At 50.7% G+C, this 17,455-nt stretch carries 17 protein-coding genes; 2 read left to right on the plus strand and 15 right to left on the minus strand.

All coding sequences use genetic code 11. From position 1 onward, the window contains the following. Positions 1 to 36: 36 nt before the first annotated feature. From MKX76_RS11210 to metH, 3 genes are all read right to left on the minus strand, one after another. Positions 37 to 825, minus strand: coding sequence for a TIGR01457 family HAD-type hydrolase (locus tag MKX76_RS11210; RefSeq protein WP_007129976.1), 789 nt, complete (start codon positions 823 to 825; stop codon positions 37 to 39). A 413-nt stretch (positions 826 to 1,238) separates the two neighbouring features. Next, positions 1,239 to 2,168 carry a ribonuclease Z gene (gene rnz / locus MKX76_RS11215; protein ID WP_007129975.1) on the minus strand — a complete coding sequence of 310 codons (930 nt, stop codon included), beginning with the start codon at positions 2,166 to 2,168 and terminating at the stop codon, positions 1,239 to 1,241. An 87-nt stretch (positions 2,169 to 2,255) separates the two neighbouring features. Beyond that, entirely contained in the window at positions 2,256 to 5,696 is a 3,441-nt protein-coding gene (metH, locus tag MKX76_RS11220; protein ID WP_007129974.1) for a methionine synthase, read from the minus strand. 168 nt (positions 5,697 to 5,864) lie between these two features. Here metH and MKX76_RS11225 point away from each other — a divergent pair, with 168 nt between their 5' ends. Next, positions 5,865 to 6,401: a cupin domain-containing protein gene (locus MKX76_RS11225; RefSeq protein WP_007129973.1), complete on the plus strand. Its 537-nt coding sequence runs from the start codon at positions 5,865 to 5,867 to the stop codon at positions 6,399 to 6,401. Positions 6,402 to 6,509: 108 nt separating this feature from the next. Here MKX76_RS11225 and MKX76_RS11230 read toward each other — a convergent pair whose 3' ends face one another. The 5 genes from MKX76_RS11230 to MKX76_RS11250 all read right to left on the minus strand — a co-directional run bounded on the left by MKX76_RS11230 (position 6,510) and on the right by MKX76_RS11250 (position 9,616). Continuing rightward, positions 6,510 to 6,914: a FixH family protein gene (locus MKX76_RS11230; protein WP_007129972.1), complete on the minus strand. Its 405-nt coding sequence runs from the start codon at positions 6,912 to 6,914 to the stop codon at positions 6,510 to 6,512. A 278-nt stretch (positions 6,915 to 7,192) separates the two neighbouring features. Next, positions 7,193 to 7,984: an HAD family hydrolase gene (locus tag MKX76_RS11235; RefSeq protein ID WP_007129971.1), complete on the minus strand. Its 792-nt coding sequence runs from the start codon at positions 7,982 to 7,984 to the stop codon at positions 7,193 to 7,195. A gap of 39 nt (positions 7,985 to 8,023) precedes the next feature. After that, positions 8,024 to 8,548, minus strand: coding sequence for a hypothetical protein (locus MKX76_RS11240; RefSeq protein WP_007129970.1), 525 nt, complete (start codon positions 8,546 to 8,548; stop codon positions 8,024 to 8,026). Positions 8,549 to 8,764: 216 nt separating this feature from the next. Continuing rightward, entirely contained in the window at positions 8,765 to 8,971 is a 207-nt protein-coding gene (locus MKX76_RS11245) for a DUF896 domain-containing protein (protein ID WP_007129969.1), read from the minus strand. Positions 8,972 to 9,244: 273 nt separating this feature from the next. Further along, positions 9,245 to 9,616 (minus strand): LysM peptidoglycan-binding domain-containing protein, encoded by a 372-nt coding sequence (locus tag MKX76_RS11250; protein ID WP_213615116.1) that lies wholly within the window; start codon positions 9,614 to 9,616, stop codon positions 9,245 to 9,247. A 177-nt stretch (positions 9,617 to 9,793) separates the two neighbouring features. Here MKX76_RS11250 and lexA point away from each other — a divergent pair, with 177 nt between their 5' ends. Continuing rightward, complete coding sequence (gene lexA / locus MKX76_RS11255; protein ID WP_007129967.1) at positions 9,794 to 10,420, plus strand: transcriptional repressor LexA; 627 nt, start codon at positions 9,794 to 9,796, stop codon at positions 10,418 to 10,420. Between the two features lie 205 nt (positions 10,421 to 10,625). Here lexA and MKX76_RS11260 read toward each other — a convergent pair whose 3' ends face one another. The 7 genes from MKX76_RS11260 to MKX76_RS11290 form a co-directional block, all read right to left on the minus strand. Further along, entirely contained in the window at positions 10,626 to 10,850 is a 225-nt protein-coding gene (locus MKX76_RS11260) for a sulfurtransferase TusA family protein (RefSeq protein ID WP_007129966.1), read from the minus strand. Between the two features lie 12 nt (positions 10,851 to 10,862). Then, positions 10,863 to 11,927: a YeeE/YedE family protein gene (locus tag MKX76_RS11265; protein ID WP_034272143.1), complete on the minus strand. Its 1,065-nt coding sequence runs from the start codon at positions 11,925 to 11,927 to the stop codon at positions 10,863 to 10,865. A gap of 285 nt (positions 11,928 to 12,212) precedes the next feature. After that, entirely contained in the window at positions 12,213 to 13,028 is an 816-nt protein-coding gene (locus MKX76_RS11270; protein ID WP_213615118.1) for a hypothetical protein, read from the minus strand. Further along, positions 13,025 to 13,567 carry an RNA polymerase sigma factor gene (locus MKX76_RS11275; protein ID WP_321184922.1) on the minus strand — a complete coding sequence of 181 codons (543 nt, stop codon included), beginning with the start codon at positions 13,565 to 13,567 and terminating at the stop codon, positions 13,025 to 13,027. The genes MKX76_RS11270 and MKX76_RS11275 overlap by 4 nt, the downstream gene beginning before the upstream one ends. Positions 13,568 to 13,896: 329 nt before the next feature. Beyond that, the gene (gene glnA, locus MKX76_RS11280) at positions 13,897 to 15,225 is read right to left on the minus strand and encodes a type I glutamate--ammonia ligase (protein ID WP_007129962.1); all 1,329 of its coding nucleotides are present in this window, start codon (positions 15,223 to 15,225) and stop codon (positions 13,897 to 13,899) included. 51 nt (positions 15,226 to 15,276) lie between these two features. Next, on the minus strand, positions 15,277 to 15,687 hold the full coding sequence (locus MKX76_RS11285; protein ID WP_007129961.1) for a MerR family transcriptional regulator: 411 nt from the start codon (positions 15,685 to 15,687) through the stop codon (positions 15,277 to 15,279). Between the two features lie 82 nt (positions 15,688 to 15,769). Further along, the gene (locus MKX76_RS11290) at positions 15,770 to 17,023 is read right to left on the minus strand and encodes a methionine gamma-lyase family protein (protein WP_213615120.1); all 1,254 of its coding nucleotides are present in this window, start codon (positions 17,021 to 17,023) and stop codon (positions 15,770 to 15,772) included. Positions 17,024 to 17,455 lie beyond the last annotated feature (432 nt).

Here is a 17,455-nt window from a genome sequence, read left to right on the forward strand (position 1 = left end):
GTCCATCAGCATCATCAGCTAATTCAATAAGGTTACCTACGGACACAGCAGCCGGGCCGCTTCATCTAAATCCCGGCAAATATATTCCGGCGAAACACCGGCGGCGTCGATATGAGACTGCATATTTTGATCCGTCGTAATTCCTGTTAACACAAGTACCGTTTTGCATCCGGCGTGGACGCCTGCGGCAATATCCGTGCGTATATTATCTCCAACCACGTAAATATCCTCGGTCTGAACCCCGAGACGATCCGCGGCGAATTTCATCAGAATCGATGAAGGCTTGCCGATGACCAGCGGCTTCACACCGGACGCCGCTTCCACGGCCGCTCCAAGCGATCCCGCTCCCGGCATCAGCCCGGCGTCGGATGGAAGGAGCAAATCCGGGTTGGTCAATACCGACGCGGCACCTTCCTGAATCCAGCGAACGGCCCGGGCAAGCGCGTTATAATCAAACGAACGATCGATCCCTTGAACGACATACTGCGGCGATTCCTCAACGATGTGAAGCCCCTGCTCGAGCAGTGCTTGCCGAAGCCCTTCCTCACCCAGCATCGCAACTCTCGCCCCCGGCGTCTCCTCCGCAATATGCTTCGCAGCCGCTAGCGATGAGGTACAGACCTCCTCCGGTAAAGCGGGTATGCCCATATCCCGAAGATGGGCTGCTACCTGCTCCGGGGTTTTAGACGAGTTATTCGTTACGAACAAGTACGGAATGCCTCTTTCCTTCAAACGGAGGATCAGTCGATCCGCCCCTTCGATTCGCATCTTTCCATGATATAGGGTTCCATCCAAATCAATCAGAATCCCTTTCGGTTGTTCCATTGATGTATGCACCTTCTTTATTCCTGTCTTTCATCCGATGAATGATTCATATCGTAAAGCGTTGGCATTTCGTATAAGGTCAGCTTCTTCGAATCTTAATGAGATTATGTATAGCTGGGCCGAACCCGCAGGATTCCGTCCTGTCCTTCGCGCTATCCTGAAACAGCCTAGTACCATTGTAAAGAAGGGGACAGCCTGTTGCAAGGAATCCTCCGTTCGAGTCCTTTCCGTCCTCATGGACGATGTATAGACGACAAGGGTTTGACGAAACCAGCCTTCGTTTTTTTCGCTTCCGCTTCTAGGGCGGTCGAAAGAAATCGAAGGCTGTCCGTGCTTGATCGTTTCTGCAATCGCTTTGTCATATTCTGCGCTTTCCCGGAAAATAATGCTTCATTTCCTGGGGAAATGCCTGCTTAGGTGCTGCGCTGCACCGGGTACAGGCCGAAATCCTCGGCGAGCCGTGTATTCTCAAATACATCCTTCGCTTCTTGCAGCAGCGGCTGCAAATGCTCCACGTCTTTATACCTTGAGCTGAAATGCGTTAAAAACAGCGACTTCACGCCGGCCCGCACCGCTGCTTCTGCCGCTTGCTTGGCCGTACTATGGTAGTACTCATGAGCCAACTCGGCCAAATCCTCCATAAAGGTCGCCTCATGGACAAGGATGTCCGCATCTTTCGCGAGCACCTCTACTCCAGGGCAAGGACGCGTATCTCCGAGAATCGTCACAACTCTACCCTTCTTGGGTGCAAGCAGCACATCCGCGGGATGAATCCATCTTCCGTCCCCTAGCTCTACGCTTTCGCCTCGTTTCAGCTTCCCGTATTGCGGACCCGGCTTCAAACCATAGGCCTCCAGCCGTTTGGGATCGAGGCTTCCGGGCAGATCCTTCTCCACGACCCGGTAGCCATAGCTGTCCGCTCGGTGATCAAGCCCTGCGGCCTCCACGCGGAAGTACTTGTCTTCAAAAATAATTCCGCCGGTGTGCTCGATGATTTCCATTGTATACGGCACACGGGATTGGCTGATCGAGAGCGACGTTTCGATGAACGATTTGATTCCCGGAGGACCGTAGATCGTCAGGGGTGCGGTTACCCCCTGTGCTCCTCGGCTTGAAAGCAATCCGGGCAATCCAAAGACATGATCCCCATGCATATGTGTAATGAATACCTTTTCAAGCTTGGACAGCTTGAGAGGGGATTTCAATATTTGATGCTGCGTTCCTTCCCCGCAATCAAACAGCCATAAGCTTCTGCGTTCCTCAAGGAGACGCAGGGCAATGGACGTAACATTGCGCTGGAGTGAAGGAACGCCGGCATTGGTTCCCAAAAAATACAGTTCCATCCCTCTCTACTCCCTTTCGGTCGCAAACCGGAGAAATCCTCCGAAACGGTCGGAGGATTTCGAACCGGATGCACCGGTATAGTCAAGTTAAGCTTTATCTACATTAAAATAATGGGCCTCAGGATGACTGAATACCATTGCGGATACGGACGCTTCCGGCTCCATCATGAATCCTTCCGTCAGCGCCACGCCGATATCCTCAGGCTGCATTAAGCGGAACAACGGCTCTTGATCTTCCAGATCCGGACAAGCCGGATACCCAAACGATACCCGGATTCCCTGATATCGCGCACCAAGACGCTGCTTCATGGTCATGTCCGCCGGATCCGGGAAGCCCCACGTGTCCCGCATCATATGATGGACCCGCTCGGCAAGCCCCTCGGCTGTCTCCAGCGCGACGGCTTGAAGCGCATGGGAACGCAGATAATCTCCCTTGTCCTTCCATTGGCTGGACAGCTTGCCGACACCATGACCCGCCGTGACCACCAGAAAGCCCACGTAGTCCATAATGCCGCTGTCCACAGGCTTCAAGAAATCCGCCAAGCATAGATAAGGCTCGACCTGCTGCCTCGGGAACGTGAACGTATGCAGAATCTTTGAATGATCCGACGGATCATAGATGATGATGTCGTTGCCTCTCCCCTGTGCCGGGAAGAAGCGGTACATGGCATGCGCTTGAATGATCCCCGATCGGATCGCTTCATTCAGGATTCCGTCAACCGTTTCCTTCAGCGAGACCGCCTTTGGATCATTCGCCTTCAGCAGCTGCTCAACAGACCCTTTTAAACCGAGGTGATGTCCTAACAGCATCTGCATGTTGATATACGGCAAAATATGCGATATCGGATAATTGCGGAGCACATGGCGCTCCATATCCGGCGGGATATACACCGGCGCCTCGGTTGATATTTTGGAACGAAGCCCTTGGGAAAGCTTCGGCATAACCTTAACGGCCTGCGGGGCAGCGGCATCCGCCTCCATCTCGGCCTCGATATCCTTGGCCATTTCGGCCCGCTGCTGCGGGTCGCTCAGCTTGTTTGCCAGATCCAGACCTTCCATCGCGTCCTTTGCATACAGCACCATGCCGTCATATTCGGGACGAATACGCGTTTTCGTGAATTTTCGCGTCAACGCCGCTCCGCCTACCATGATCGGCACGTCGATGCCAGCGTTTTTCAAATCCTGCGCGGTTAGGACCATTTGTTGAGCGGACTTTACAAGCAGTCCGGACAACCCGATCGCATCGGGCTTTTCGCGCCGATATGCCTCGATAATTTGCTCCGGTGGTACTTTTATACCCAAATTCACAATTTCATAACCATTGTTGGAGAGGATGATCTCGACCAGGTTTTTGCCGATGTCATGGACATCGCCCTTCACCGTCGCCAGCATGATCTTCCCTTTAACCGACGTCTCATTTTTTTCCATAAAAGGCTCGAGATGGGCGACCGATGCTTTCATAACTTCAGCGCTTTGGAGCACCTCGGCTACGATCAGCTCATTATTGTTAAACAGGCGGCCAACCTCGGTCATTCCAGCCATCAACGGGCCGTTGATAATGTCCAGCGGTCCGTATTTCTTCAGCGCTTCATTGAGATCGGGAATCAAACCTTCCTTGGAGCCTTCAACAACATAGGAAGCAAGGCGCTCCTCCAGGCTTAGATTGGAGACTTTCTCTTTCTTCTCCACCTTTTTATCCCGGAAAGCCGCAACAAATGCCGCCAGCGTCTCATCGTTGGTGCGATAAATCAGATCCTCCGCAAGCTTCCGCTCTTCCTCGGGTATCGACGCATAACGCTCAAGCTTCTCGGTATTGACAATCGCGTAGTCAAGACCTGCCTTGGTGCATTCATATAAATATACCGAGTTCAGCACCTCGCGTCCAGCCTCCGGCAAGCCAAAAGAGACGTTGCTGATTCCAAGAATCGTATGGACCTTCGGCATCGCTTCTTTAATAAGCCGAATCCCTTCAATGGTCTCCTTCGCGGATCCGATGTACTGCTCATCCCCTGTTCCTACCGGAAATACCAGCGTATCGAAAATAATATCCTCCGGCGAAACGCCGTATTTATGAACGAGCAGGTCATACGAACGCTTCGCAACCTTCAGCTTGTCCTCGCGGGTAATCGCTTGACCCTTCTCATCGATCGTTCCAACAACGACCGCAGCTCCGTATTTATGGACCAGCGGAATGACCTTTTCGAATTTTTCTTCACCATCTTCAAGGTTAATGGAGTTAATAATCGCTTTACCCTGGGAATATTGCAGCGCGATATCAATAACCGCCGGATCCGTCGTATCGATCATGAGTGGAACCTTGACCTTCTTGGCGACCAGTTCCAAAAATTTAACCATATCCTCCGCTTCCTCGCGGTCGGGATCCTGCACGCAAATATCGATAATATGCGCACCATTCTTAACCTGCGCCCTTGCTATTTCGGAAGCCTCTTCGTATTTCCCTTCCACGATCAAGCGCTTGAATTTGCGGGAGCCCAGCACGTTGGTGCGCTCGCCCACCATATAAGGACGGTTGTCCTGCTCAATGTACACCGGCTCAATGCCCGACAACGCCGGCAGATGCGTCCCCGTCAGCGGGCGCGGGTTAAACCGGCTCATGGCATCCTTCAGCGCGCTGATATGCTCCGGCGTCGTCCCGCAGCAGCCTCCGGCGATGTTCAGCCATCCCTTTTCCGCAAATGCGGCCATTTTTTGTGCCAGCGACTCAGGGGATTCGTGATACTGGCCATTCTCATCCGGTAAACCGGCATTCGGGTAGCAGCTGATGGCGCTGCGGGACATTTCGGACAGGGAACGGATATGGTCCCGCATGAACTCCGGTCCTGTCGCGCAGTTCAAACCGATCGAGATCGGATTTAAGTGCTCAAGTGATATATAGAAAGCTTCTATATTCTGTCCGGCGAGCGTGGTGCCCATCGGCTCAATCGTTCCGGAAATCATGATCGGCAGCGTAATGCCCGTCTTCTCAAAAGCTTGGCGAATTCCAATGCTGCCTGCCTTCACATTAAGCGTATCCTGCGATGTTTCCAGGAGAAGGGCATCCACCTTGCCCTCGATTAACGCAATCGCTTGCTCTTCATAGCTTGCGATCAGCTCCGCGAAGGTTACGCCTCCCGTTACGGACAGCGTCTTTGTCGTAGGTCCCATTGCCCCGACAACATAACGCGGCTGCTCGGGCGTCGAATATTTATCGGCAGCGGCCCGAGCCAGCCGTGCAGCCTCCAAGTTGATTTCCCGGGCAAGCTGAGGTATATCGTATTCCGCCAGCACAACCGACGTTGCGCCAAAGGTATTGGTTTCGATCAAATCGGCACCTGCAGCCAGATACTGCTCATGAATGTTCTGGATGACATCCGGCCGGTAAATGACGAGTGTTTCATTGCATCCTTCCAGTTCGGCGCCGCCGAAATCGTCAGCCGTGAGGTCCTCTCGCTGGATCATCGTACCCATGGCACCGTCAAGGATTAATATTCGTTCTTTCAGTACTTCCTGTAAGCTAGGCTTGTTCAACTCATAAACCTCCCCGGAAAACGTTAAATCTTAGTGTATCAGAATCCTTTTCAATAGAAAAGGCGAAATATGCGCCACAGCGCGTATTATTCATGATTTACAGATGACAAAACGCGGTGACGCGTCTATAATACATATTAAACCAACTGGAGAAAGAGGGTTAGACCTATGGCAGAAATCGTGATTCGTAATACGAACGAACGCATTAGCGGGGAAGAAAATGTTCGTGAATTCCTGAAAAAACAAGAAGTGCTGTACGAGCATTGGAATATGGATAAGTTCCCGGCTGATCTTCAAGAGAAATTTCAGCTAAGCGATGAGGATAAGCAGCGTATTCTCGACGCATTCGATCCTGAAATTCGTGACCTGGCTGCTAGACGCGGCTACAAAATTTGGGATATCATCACGCTCTCCGAATCCACTCCGAATCTTGAGGATCTGCTCCAAAAATTCGAAGAGGTACACACGCACTCCGAGGATGAAATCCGGGCGATTGTAGGCGGTAAAGGTATTTTCATTATCAAAGGCTCCGAGGACGTAGGTTATTTCAATGTGGAGCTTGAGCCGGGCGATGTCATTTCCGTTCCGGAAAATACGCCTCACTTCTTCACGCTGATGGACAACAAGCAAATTGTGGCCGTACGTCTCTTTATTGAAGAGAATGGCTGGATTGCTACACCGGTGGCGGATCCGCAATTCCAATAATCGACAGCGCTTGATGGATGAACGCTTTTTAATGCTTCCATACGAAAAGGCAGCCCACGGACCCGAAAACGGCGTACCGGTGCTGCCTTTTTGAAATGTTCCGATCGTTTATTCCGTTACCGTTAGCTCCTTAAGCGGCATGGAATGCTGTCCTCTCGCGGTTACATGAGATATGATGCGGTAGGTCCCAGGCTGGTCGAAGGTTTTCTCCAGCTTGTATATTCCTCCCTGGTCATGCTCGATCGGCACCGTTGCCGACAAGCCTCCGCCTTCCTGGGTGACTTCGATCTCAACCGAATCCGCGTCTTCCACAGGCTGACCGGCCTGCGTGACCTTCGCCTCAATAAAAACCTTCTCCCCTGCTGCAACCGTTTCCGGGTTTATCGTCAGATCGACGATAATCGGCTCGGCGAGCGTGTCTTCATCAATATCGGCCTTACTTTCGTTACATGCTGCAAGGGCGACTGCCATCAATACCATCGCCGCGATCAATGCTATCTTTCTTCTTGTCATGCACTACACCTCTTTACAATATCGTGCCTATGTATGCTGCACGCCATGGTCCGGATCTTACAGAATCTGCTCACCATCATTATATCCCAAGAACCTTTTTTTTCGATCTCACGAAGCTTACAATTGTGTGACGTTTCTCACAGGGATTTAACGGGTCGTGATGACAAGATCTCGATAGAAAAACAGCCCGGATTCGCGATTACCGCGTCCAGGCTGTGCCATATGTACTCGTCACTAACGATTTGCTTCTTCGGACGTATCGATTGACATTTTCGTTTTTAAAGCGCAGCCAGGATGGCGTGTAGCTCGGACAGATGCTTAATCTCAAATTCCGGAACAATGGCCGGATCCTTGGGCCGATCTACCCGATTAATCCAAACGGTATGCAGTCCGGCCGCATTGCCTCCCTTGATATCCGTCGTCAGCTTATCGCCGACCATGACAGCCTCTCCAGGCTTCGCGCCAAGCAGTTCAAGCGCATGCTGGAAGATCGACACATCCGGCTTGCCTTTGCCGAAGTCGCCTGAAATGACAATGTGATCGAAATAAGGAACCAGCTCGGGAACACCATCAAGCTTTTCCTGCTGAAGATCAGGGCTGCCGTTTGTGAGCAGCAGCAGCTGCACCTTTCCTTGCAGCTCCTTCAGCACGTCGAATGTTTCTTCATACACATAGGGTCTGGATCTGCGCTCTGACGCAAACCGCTCCGCCAGCGTTTCGGCAAGGCTTTCATTCTCAACGCCAACACGAGCAAGACCGCGACGCCAGGATTCCTTCCGATACATCGGTGCGAGCTCCTGCAATTTCCGGAATTCCGGCTGCGACCCAGCCGTAAAATTCGCCCACAGCCCTTCGAATGGATTGATCCCGATCATCTGGGTAAATGCAAAGGTGTCATAGGATGCGTACAGCGATCTTGCTTCTTCCCGTACCGCATTCAGCAACTCCTTGGCATCAACCCCAGCTGCAGCGGCACCTGCTTCGGCTGTCACTTCAAAAGCTTCTTCCACACTTCGTTCATCCCACAACAACGTATCATCCAAGTCAAACAATACGGCAGTAATCGGCATGTTCTCCCTCTCCCTTTGTTCGTTTAGGCGCTATATATATTAATGATGTTCTACCGGAATATGATGGGCCTTCGCGAACTCTTCAAGCCGTTCTCCCATCGCCTGAGTGTCGTACAAATTGATCATACGCGAAAACACCCAGTTGCCTGCTTTCCCCTTGCCTTGTATGACGACAGAGCCAGAAGCAATTTTAATCTTCTCGATCTCCGAAGCGGCCAATCTTCGCTCCCGATTAAACTTCATGGTGGACACGGATGCGCGTTCGATCTTCAGATAAGGCTTGCGCAGGAAAATCATCAATGCAAGCAGAATGTACAAGCCGACACCGACCCAGTTCAGGACCCCATTGCTATCGCCCGTCGCTTTAGCTGCCGCGGAGCCGAGAAGCGCATAAAGAGCCGCAAGGGCAAGCAATACGATCGGCAGCACATATTTCCGTCCCTTAAACACGTCCATTGTATCGGAAATGGCAGATCCCTGATAGGTGGACATTCCCTGCTTCTTCCGTTTTTTGTTCAGTTGTTGCATATTTTTGCTGACTTTTCGTTCCCAAGATCTTGACATATCGTTCCTCCCAAATCTGATATCGCCTGTGCTATCTATAAAAGTTGAATAAATGAATGGATGTTATGGCAATATACTCCCTTGCCTGCATCGTTTTCTTAAACTCAACTCATTTATATCCGGGAAGCAGCAATGCTTCGTTCATGCAGCATCCCGGCTTGATAATAAAACATCATTTGAAGCCCTAATGAGTCCTTTAGGATGAATCGACAAAACCTAGTGCTTCAGACGGGGGCCGCCTTTTTGCTCGTTCTCATCGACCCACTCGATCGATTCCAGCTGCTGTCTGAAGTTTCTGCGGATATTGTTAAGGTAGATTTCCCGAAGCTCTGCGCGTTCCTTCATTTCCTCTTCGGTCAAACCCTCGCTTTTCTGCTTACGTGCCAATAGATTGATGCGTTCTACCAAAGTATCGATGTCCATGGTTTCTCCTCCATTTCAAATATCATTATAACTTAACCATGTGAAAAAGAGCTTGTCAAGGCGACCACCCTTGCAAGCTCTTGCATTCAGCGAATATAAACATATTAAGGAATGAATGTCATGATCTATATCATAAAGAGTGCGACAAATTCAGTCATTACATAGTAGATTTCAAATACGACCTCATCGATCTGTGAAATGGCGAATTTCACTTCCTACTATATATTAAGATCTAAACCGAACGACTAAGAGTGCCGTTACCTGCATGGACGCTTACCATACCGGCAATGACAATACGTCGCCTGCCTGAATATCCGGACCCTTCAGCCCGTTATTTCTGCGAATGGTATCGATATATACCCGTATGTCCACATTCTCTGGCTTATGAACGGAAGCGATCTTCCACAAGGAGTCACCCGATTGAACAATAACTAGCTTCTCTCCGGTGGGTTCTTCCGTTCCTCCTGCGAACACGGAATATGCGCCTGTCCAACCGAATACAACGATGAGCAGAATGATCAGCAGTTTCGTTAATGGAAGTGAAACGATCTTTGACTTTATCTGATGGATCCAGGCTTCGGAGCCGGAATCCGTCTCTGTCGGCATGTTCTCATAAATGCTGCGGTATGTACTATATTTCAACATGAAATATCATCCCCCAAACAAGTGTTCTCTTAACTACAAATCGATAATAACACGAACACCTGTTTGTTTCAATACCCAATCGAACATTTGTTCCAATAATTTTAGAACTTATGTTTGTACGAACGGCAGTTCTATGTTATAATTTTCCCAAACGTTACTAAATGGGGTTGATACGGCATGTCGAAAATATCCAGCCGCCAGCTGGCGATCTTAGAGTTTATCCGAAACGAAGTTCGTAGCAAAGGCTATCCGCCTTCTGTCCGGGAAATCGGCGAGGCTGTCGGACTAGCTTCCAGTTCAACGGTCCACGGCCATCTTGACCGCCTGGAGAAGAAAGGCTTGATCCGCCGCGACCCTACGAAGCCAAGAGCCATTGAGCTGCTTGGCCAGGAAGAATCCGAGAGCAGCAACCTGTTTACCCACACCATCGCCCGGGTTCCCGTGGTCGGCAAAGTTACAGCAGGTGTTCCGATCACGGCGACCGAGAACATCGAAGATTACTTCCCTCTGCCGCAGCACTATGTCGGGGACGACAAGGTGTTTATGTTGTCCGTCGTCGGTGACAGTATGATCGAAGCAGGCATCCACAGCGGCGATTATGTGATCGTACGTCAACAGCAGACCGCCGATAACGGCGATATTGTGGTGGCCATGACCGAAGAAGACGAAGCAACGGTGAAGACCTTTTACAAGGAGAAGGACCATATCCGGCTGCAGCCGGAGAACCCTAGTTATGAGCCGCTGCGACTTAATCATGTGACGATCCTCGGCAAAGTCATTGGATTGTTCCGCGATGTTCACTAGCATAAAATCTACACATTAGAAGCCCGCTCCCTCTTTCAACAAGAGGATGAGCGGGCTTTATTATTCGGGCGGAGATTTCCACGTTGACGAAAGGAAATTAGCAAGTTGGGCTGATATAGGGATGGCCGATCAAACAAATGACCGGCCATTTTGATATATATTTTTTTATCCGTTGGTAACTTCAGTCACGACCTAGTATGATCCGTTACTTCTTCTGAACCGTAATCGACCAGGATGCATCCGTAAGCTGAACGAAATTAGTAATTTTGTGGCCCGCTTCAGCAGCCCAACGCGGAATGCTTTCCGTTGCCTGCGTGCAGTCAAAATCAATCTCCAGTTCGTCGCCGCTTTTTAGAGATTCCATCGCTTCTTTCGCTTCTATCAAAGGAAAAGGACATACCATTCCAAGTACAGCTAATTTTTGTTTCATTAATATAACCTCCTAAGCCGTTGTCGTTTGATAAACTGCCGCCTTCTTCTTGGCGCTGGCACGTGGTCGCACATATACAAAATAAGAAGCTGCCCACGTACCTAAAATCATGAAGAATAATGAAACCCATCCTTGCCATGTCATCATCGCCGTCATGACCAGACCGTTTCCAATAGAGCAGCCGCCTGCCCAGCTGGCCCCGAAGCCCATCAAAATGCCGCCGGAAAAACTGGATACGGCCGTCTTGGCATCAGGAGCCCGAAAGCGAAACTCGCGACTTCCTTTGGCTGCGATGAACGAGCCGAGGAATATCCCCAGTACAAGGAACACGCCCCAATTCAAATATTTATCGCCATCTCCGGTTACCAGATACTGAAGAATGTTAGCGGAAGGCGTGGTAATTCCTAGCCCCGACATTCTGCCTGTCGCTTCGCTGAGCGGCCATGCCAACAGCGCAACCAATCCGACGAGAATCGCGGTGACGAACGGATGCCATCGTTTCTCGAACAATAGATGGTTAAGGCCTTTACGCTTCGGCGGCAGCGACGGAATAAACACTTTTGGCTTGCGCAGCTGCTTGACGACAAGAAAAATAGTAATCAGAGCAAGTAAAGCGATAAATGGCCATACCGATAAACCGAACGTGGCCGGAATGGAGTTCGTTGGTGTTGAAATTCCTTTGAGGCTGTTGTTCACCGGCGACAGGGCCCCGGATTTCATAACAGCGCTCATCCCCATGTACCCGAAAAGAGCGATCCAGCTTCCAATAAGCCCTTCCCCTGCCCGATACCATGTTCCTGTCGCACAGCCGCCGGCCAATATAATGCCGATTCCAAATATGAAAGAACCGAGGATCGTAGCCAGCCAGTTAAACTCGCCGGCTTGGAACTGAATAAGTCCCATCTGGATCAATGCGAATACGCCGATACTCTGTACGCTGATCGCGATCAGCAAGGCGTAGAACATCCGGTTATCTTTTGTAAGATACATGTCCCGGAATCCACCTGTCAGACAAAAGCGACCCCGCTGCATGACAAATCCGAGTAAAGCACCGCATAATAACCCTGTGATAATCATTTGTGCCAAATTCGATGCCCCCTTATCTATTAATCCGACTAATTCAATATACTTTGTATACTATACGATTTTACTTACACTAATCCAAGGAGTCAATGATTATTGATCAGGAAAAAAGTTACAAATCCCGATATTTTCTTAGTCGTCTTAATCAACCGCATGTTTCACATGCAGGTTTTGTTCTCTAGTTTGAGTATCCCTGGGAATCTGCACTAAAAGCTAACCGGATTTAAAAAAGCCATTAAAAAAAAAGCACCCCGAAGGATGCTCATTATATATTGCACATCATTCCAGAATAAGGGCTCTCTCCCGGAGATCAAGCCTGTACTCGCGCTCCCCGTCAAAATCGGGCGAGCCTTCGCCTCCCGGCCCTTCCGTTGATTCCAGCACCAATCGATTCATTCTTACCATAGGCTGGTTCAGCGGCTTGTAGTAGGAAGTGACAAAGCTGCCCACTCCTTCCTTGAACGAAAGCGGGAAGGCTTCGCCGGTTCCCCGATCCATGGCGAAAGCATAAATTTCGATGGCATGGCAATCCCGATACTGCGGGGCAAGCAAAAATACGTCGGCCTCTTGAAGCGACAAGCGGATCATTTCAACAGGTTCCGAATTCGGCTGGATAAATGTTCGATCTTCCAACACTCCGATTTCGGTTTCGCTGCCATCTGCAGCTGCGTGGATGACATGATACCTTCCCGAAAACGAAAGATCCGTTTCAATTCCGAAACAGCTTGGAGCACCGAGCCGTTGAACGGCCTCGCTTCCTTCCGCTACGACGAGCAGCTTCCCTTCCGGCCCGGTCCCTTGCGCACGAACCGCTCCCGCATGCTTTTTTATATCCTCATTCGCTGTTGGAACTGACTCAGGGTATTGCGTGAGCATAAACTGATCTTCTAATCCTATCCACGTTATGACGATAATCAACAAAACGCCGGCGATGGCTGCCGTCCAATTCCTGCGACGCTTGAGCGTCCTTGTACTCCGGCCCTCCCCCTCCTTCAGACGCTTATGCACCCGCCTCTTTAGATCAGGCAGCAACAACTCGGCATCAAACGGCCCATTCTTCGCCCTTTCATACCACCCAGGTTTATGCTCGTTCATATCTGATGCTCCCCCAGTTTGTTCTGTACTTTTTGCCTAGCCCGATACAGCCTGGATTTAACCGTTCCGGCCGCAATCCCCAGCAGCTCGGCAATCTGTTGAATCGGCATATCATAATGAAGATCCAGTACGAGCACCTCTCGGAATTTAACCGGGAGCTCCATGATGATATCCCAGATATCATCCGTATATTGTCTGTCCAGATACTCCGTCTCCGCCGAGATGCTGTGCCCTGCCGGTTGAATCCGATCCAATAAGGTTACGCGCCTTAGAAAAAATGACTTCTTGTGCCGAAAAGCCGTATGCCGCGTGATCGTAAGCAGCCAAGTTTTCAAACTGGATTGTCCGCGAAAGGTATGTATGCCGTAATAAGCTTTGATAAAGACTTCTTGAGCAATGTCGTCCGCAAGCGCGTGCTGCCCCGTCAAAAAGTATGCGTAATTCCAGATGTCACTGCCGTAATGCTCCATGATCGCGTCTAACGTGTCGGTATCCATGGAAGCCATGTGCTTTACGTATTCGAACTCCAACCGATTCACCTCATCCAATTAGAGTCCAACTCAGGGCGAAAAGTTCCCTTTTATTGAAGAAAAATTTATCCTTCCCGCAGCGAGCACGACTGTCATTAGCAGGTGCAGGCCGTATCCTCCGAGCGACCCAGAATCTTCACAAATTTTCTAGCAATATTTTCCTGTTCTGATGAGCTCAGATGGATGGATATGCCGTCCAAGCTTGAATTTGCCACAAGGCATAGAAAACAGATTTTCTAGGGGTGTTTTGGGGGCACACCCTTCGAAATAACCTCAATAATTAAATTGCCCCCAAGCAAAAAAATCCCCCACGCCATACGGCGCAAGGGATTCCTCTATTAATACATGGTGATGTACTGATCGCGTTCCCATTGGTGAACTTGCGTACGGTACATATCCCACTCGATTTCTTTCAGCTCGTAGAAGTGAGCCAGCGCATGGTCGCCGAGCGCTTCGCAAATCACCTCGTTGCGGACCAGCTCATTCAGCGCTTCCTTCAGGTCGGCCGGCAAGCTTGGAATGCCTTCCTCGATGCGCTCCTCTTCACTCATCACGTAAATGTTGCGGTCAATCGGCGCTGGCAGCGCCAGCTCGCGCTTAATGCCGTCTAATCCGGCTTTCAGCATAACCGCCAGGGCCAGGTACGGGTTAGCGGCCGGATCCGGGTTACGAACCTCAATCCGCGTGCTCAGTCCGCGGGAAGCCGGAATACGAATCATCGGGCTGCGGTTGCTCGCAGACCATGCCACGTAGCAAGGAGCTTCATAGCCTGGTACAAGACGCTTATACGAGTTGACCGTCGGGTTCGTAATCACCGTGAATGCACGGGCATGCTTCAGGATACCGGCCATGTAATGCCGCGCCGTCTTGCTCAGGCCGAGCTCATCCGACTCGTCAACGAATGCATTCTCCGCGCCTTTGAACAGCGATTGGTTGCAGTGCATACCCGAACCGTTCACACCGAAGAGCGGCTTCGGCATAAACGTAGCGATCAGACCATGCTGGCGGGCAATGGTTTTAACTACCAGCTTGAAGGTTTGAATCTGGTCGGCCGCCTTTACGGCGTCTGCATATTTAAAGTCGATTTCATGCTGCCCCGGAGCTACCTCGTGGTGGGAAGCTTCGATCTCGAAGCCCATCTCTTCCAGGGTCAATACGATATCGCGGCGGCAGTTCTCGCCAAGGTCTGTAGGGGCGAGGTCAAAGTATCCGCCTTGGTCGTTCAATTCCATCGTCGGATTGCCTTTTTCATCGGTCTTGAACAAGAAGAACTCCGGCTCTGGGCCGACATTCATCGAGGTGAAGCCCATTTCTTCGGCTTCCTTCAGGCATCGCTTGAGTATACCGCGAGGATCACCTGGAAAAGGTGTGCCGTCAGGCAGATACACGTCGCAAATCATACGGGCAACGCGATCTTCGGATACCCATGGGAAAATCATAAACGTATCCAGGTCCGGGTACAGATACATATCGGATTCCTCGATACGCACATAACCTTCGATGGAAGAGCCGTCGAACATCATTTTATTATCAAGCGCTTTAGGCAGTTGGCTTACCGGAATTTCAACGTTCTTAATGGTCCCGAGCAAGTCCGTGAACTGCAAGCGGATAAAACGAACATTTTCCTCTTTGCAAATGCGTAGTATGTCCTCTTTGGTATAACTCACTTTACCCTCTCCTTTGTCATGAATGGCTTGGTCAAGAATTAAACTGCTTCTTTATTTATTAAAAAACCGGGATAACTCCCCTTGAATCAATGAAACCTGACCCGGTCTTTTAGCGGTAATCAATTCCTGCTTCAGTAAACGCCGCAGCTGAGACTCCGACATTTCCCGGCGTTTGCTTTCCGTATCCGCAGTGATCACGGTAGCCTCCTCGGACTCCTTCGTGACAGGGTTCATGACCTGCTTGATGCCGGCGATATTGACGCCCTTCTCAATCAATGCCTTGATCTCCAGGAGACGCTCGACATCATTGAAGGAGAACAGGCGCTGATTACCAGATGTGCGTGCGGGGACAATCAAATTATGCTGTTCATAATAACGAATTTGTCTGGCGGATAAATCCGTAAGCTTCATCACGATGCCAATCGGAAATAACGCCATATTCCTCCGAATCTCATCACCCATATCTCATCAACCTTCCAAGTGGTCTATTCTGATCTTATTGTACATTTCCTGATCAGCTGCGTCAACCGCATGTAAGAATAACTCACAAGAGATTGCGATCCTTCATTCGTTGAAGTGACATAAGTACCCCGTATTTAACATGAGAATAGGTTAGCCCGCCCTGCATATAACCGATATAGGGTTCACGAATCGGCGCGTCTGCGGACAGCTCCAGGCTTCCTCCTTGAATAAAGGTTCCTGCCGCCATAATCACCGGATGCTCATAACCCGGCATGTCCCACGGCTCAGGCACGACGTGACTGTCAACCGCTGCCGCTCTCTGAATACCTTGCACGAAAGCGATCAGATGCTCCGGGCTTGTAAACGACACCGCTTGGATCAGGTCGGTCCGCGTCTCTTTCCAGCCTGGCTTGGTTATGAAGCCGACCGCTTCGAACATAGCCGCTGCATATAGGCTTCCTTTCACCGCCTGTCCAACCGTGGAAGGGGCAAGAAACAGCCCTTGATACATCGAGCGCGTCGTTCCGAGCATAGCCCCCACTTCGCGTCCGATGCCGGGAGCGGTCAAGCGGTAAGCGGCCAGTTCCACGTAGGATTCCTTGCCGCAAATATACCCTCCGGTTTCTGCAATGCCTCCTCCTGGATTTTTGATCAGCGAGCCGGCCATCAAATCCACGCCAACCTCGGTAGGCTCCATCGTTTCCGTAAATTCACCGTAACAGTTGTCGACAAACACGATCAAATCCTCGCGAATCGCTTTGAGCCGGCTGACCATCTCGCCAATTTGGGACACCGTGAAAGAAGAGCGCCAATCATATCCTCTGGAGCGTTGAATCCCGATAACCTTCGTCTCCGGTTTAATCGCCTTCTCCACACCTTCCCAGTCGATGCCGCCTTCTTCGGTCAGCGCTACCTCTCCATACCCGATGCCGAAATCCCGCAGCGAGCCGGTGCCGTCGCCCGCTTGTCCGATGACCTTATGCAGCGTATCGTAGGGTCGTCCGGTAATATACAGCAGCTCATCCCCCGGGCGCAGCACGCCGAATAACGCAGCCGAAATCGTATGGGTCCCGGAAGCAAAATGCGGACGTACCAGCGCGGACTCGGTCCCGAACACTTCCGCATACACCTCGTCCAGCACTTCCCGCCCGCGATCATTATATCCATAACCGGTGGAATTCGCGAAGTGATAGTCGCTCACCTGGTATTTCTGGAAAGCATCGATCACCTTCCACTGGTTAAAGTCTACGATCCGGTCGATCTCACGTACCCGATCTGCTATGTTCCATTCAATCTGCTCGCTTAAATCCATTAAATCTTGCGAAAATTTCACCATCTCGTACAGCTCTCTCCTCTATAACACATCATGTCTCACATCTTAACATATTTCGCTTGGTGGTTGCGACCGTTGACCTCTCGATCCGTTTGCATGATCTACTTCTCTCCTCAGGCATAAGGCAGCGGACCACCTTACAACGCCGCACGGACAGGCCTGCCCTGTCACCCGCGGTTCCCCTTGATTCCATCATTGGTCCAACCATTTCTTTTAAGAGTATCCGGGTCGGCCAACTCCGCCCAACCGCAAATAAAGCCCCGGAATTGGGGCTCTACTTGCAATTGATTTCGTATTCTGATTCATGCCTCGCTTACTTTCACGATCCGTCCTTCATCCCGCAACAAGCATACTATCATCCGCGGTTTCACCGCCGGCATGCGGCCTAACGATAGACAATCAACCATGACTATAGACAACAACCATGTAGACGAT

Origin of the sequence: Paenibacillus sp. FSL R5-0810, assembly GCF_038002285.1 — a bacterium.
Taxonomy (GTDB): Bacteria; Bacillota; Bacilli; order Paenibacillales; family Paenibacillaceae; genus Paenibacillus_AQ; species Paenibacillus_AQ lactis.

Excerpts from the sequence above, each read along its gene's own strand:
- MKX76_RS11210 (WP_007129976.1), bottom strand. The coding sequence starts at position 825 with ATGGAACAACCGAAAGGGATTCTGATTGATTTGGATGGAACCCTATAT.
- rnz (WP_007129975.1), bottom strand. The coding sequence starts at position 2,168 with ATGGAACTGTATTTTTTGGGAACCAATGCCGGCGTTCCTTCACTCCAG.
- MKX76_RS11225 (WP_007129973.1), top strand. The coding sequence starts at position 5,865 with ATGGCAGAAATCGTGATTCGTAATACGAACGAACGCATTAGCGGGGAA.
- MKX76_RS11230 (WP_007129972.1), bottom strand. The coding sequence starts at position 6,914 with ATGACAAGAAGAAAGATAGCATTGATCGCGGCGATGGTATTGATGGCA.
- MKX76_RS11235 (WP_007129971.1), bottom strand. The coding sequence starts at position 7,984 with ATGCCGATTACTGCCGTATTGTTTGACTTGGATGATACGTTGTTGTGG.
- MKX76_RS11240 (WP_007129970.1), bottom strand. The coding sequence starts at position 8,548 with ATGTCAAGATCTTGGGAACGAAAAGTCAGCAAAAATATGCAACAACTG.
- MKX76_RS11245 (WP_007129969.1), bottom strand. The coding sequence starts at position 8,971 with ATGGACATCGATACTTTGGTAGAACGCATCAATCTATTGGCACGTAAG.
- MKX76_RS11250 (WP_213615116.1), bottom strand. The coding sequence starts at position 9,616 with ATGTTGAAATATAGTACATACCGCAGCATTTATGAGAACATGCCGACA.
- lexA (WP_007129967.1), top strand. The coding sequence starts at position 9,794 with ATGTCGAAAATATCCAGCCGCCAGCTGGCGATCTTAGAGTTTATCCGA.
- MKX76_RS11260 (WP_007129966.1), bottom strand. The coding sequence starts at position 10,850 with ATGAAACAAAAATTAGCTGTACTTGGAATGGTATGTCCTTTTCCTTTG.
- MKX76_RS11265 (WP_034272143.1), bottom strand. The coding sequence starts at position 11,927 with ATGATTATCACAGGGTTATTATGCGGTGCTTTACTCGGATTTGTCATG.
- MKX76_RS11270 (WP_213615118.1), bottom strand. The coding sequence starts at position 13,028 with ATGAACGAGCATAAACCTGGGTGGTATGAAAGGGCGAAGAATGGGCCG.
- MKX76_RS11285 (WP_007129961.1), bottom strand. The coding sequence starts at position 15,687 with ATGGGTGATGAGATTCGGAGGAATATGGCGTTATTTCCGATTGGCATC.
- MKX76_RS11290 (WP_213615120.1), bottom strand. The coding sequence starts at position 17,023 with ATGGTGAAATTTTCGCAAGATTTAATGGATTTAAGCGAGCAGATTGAA.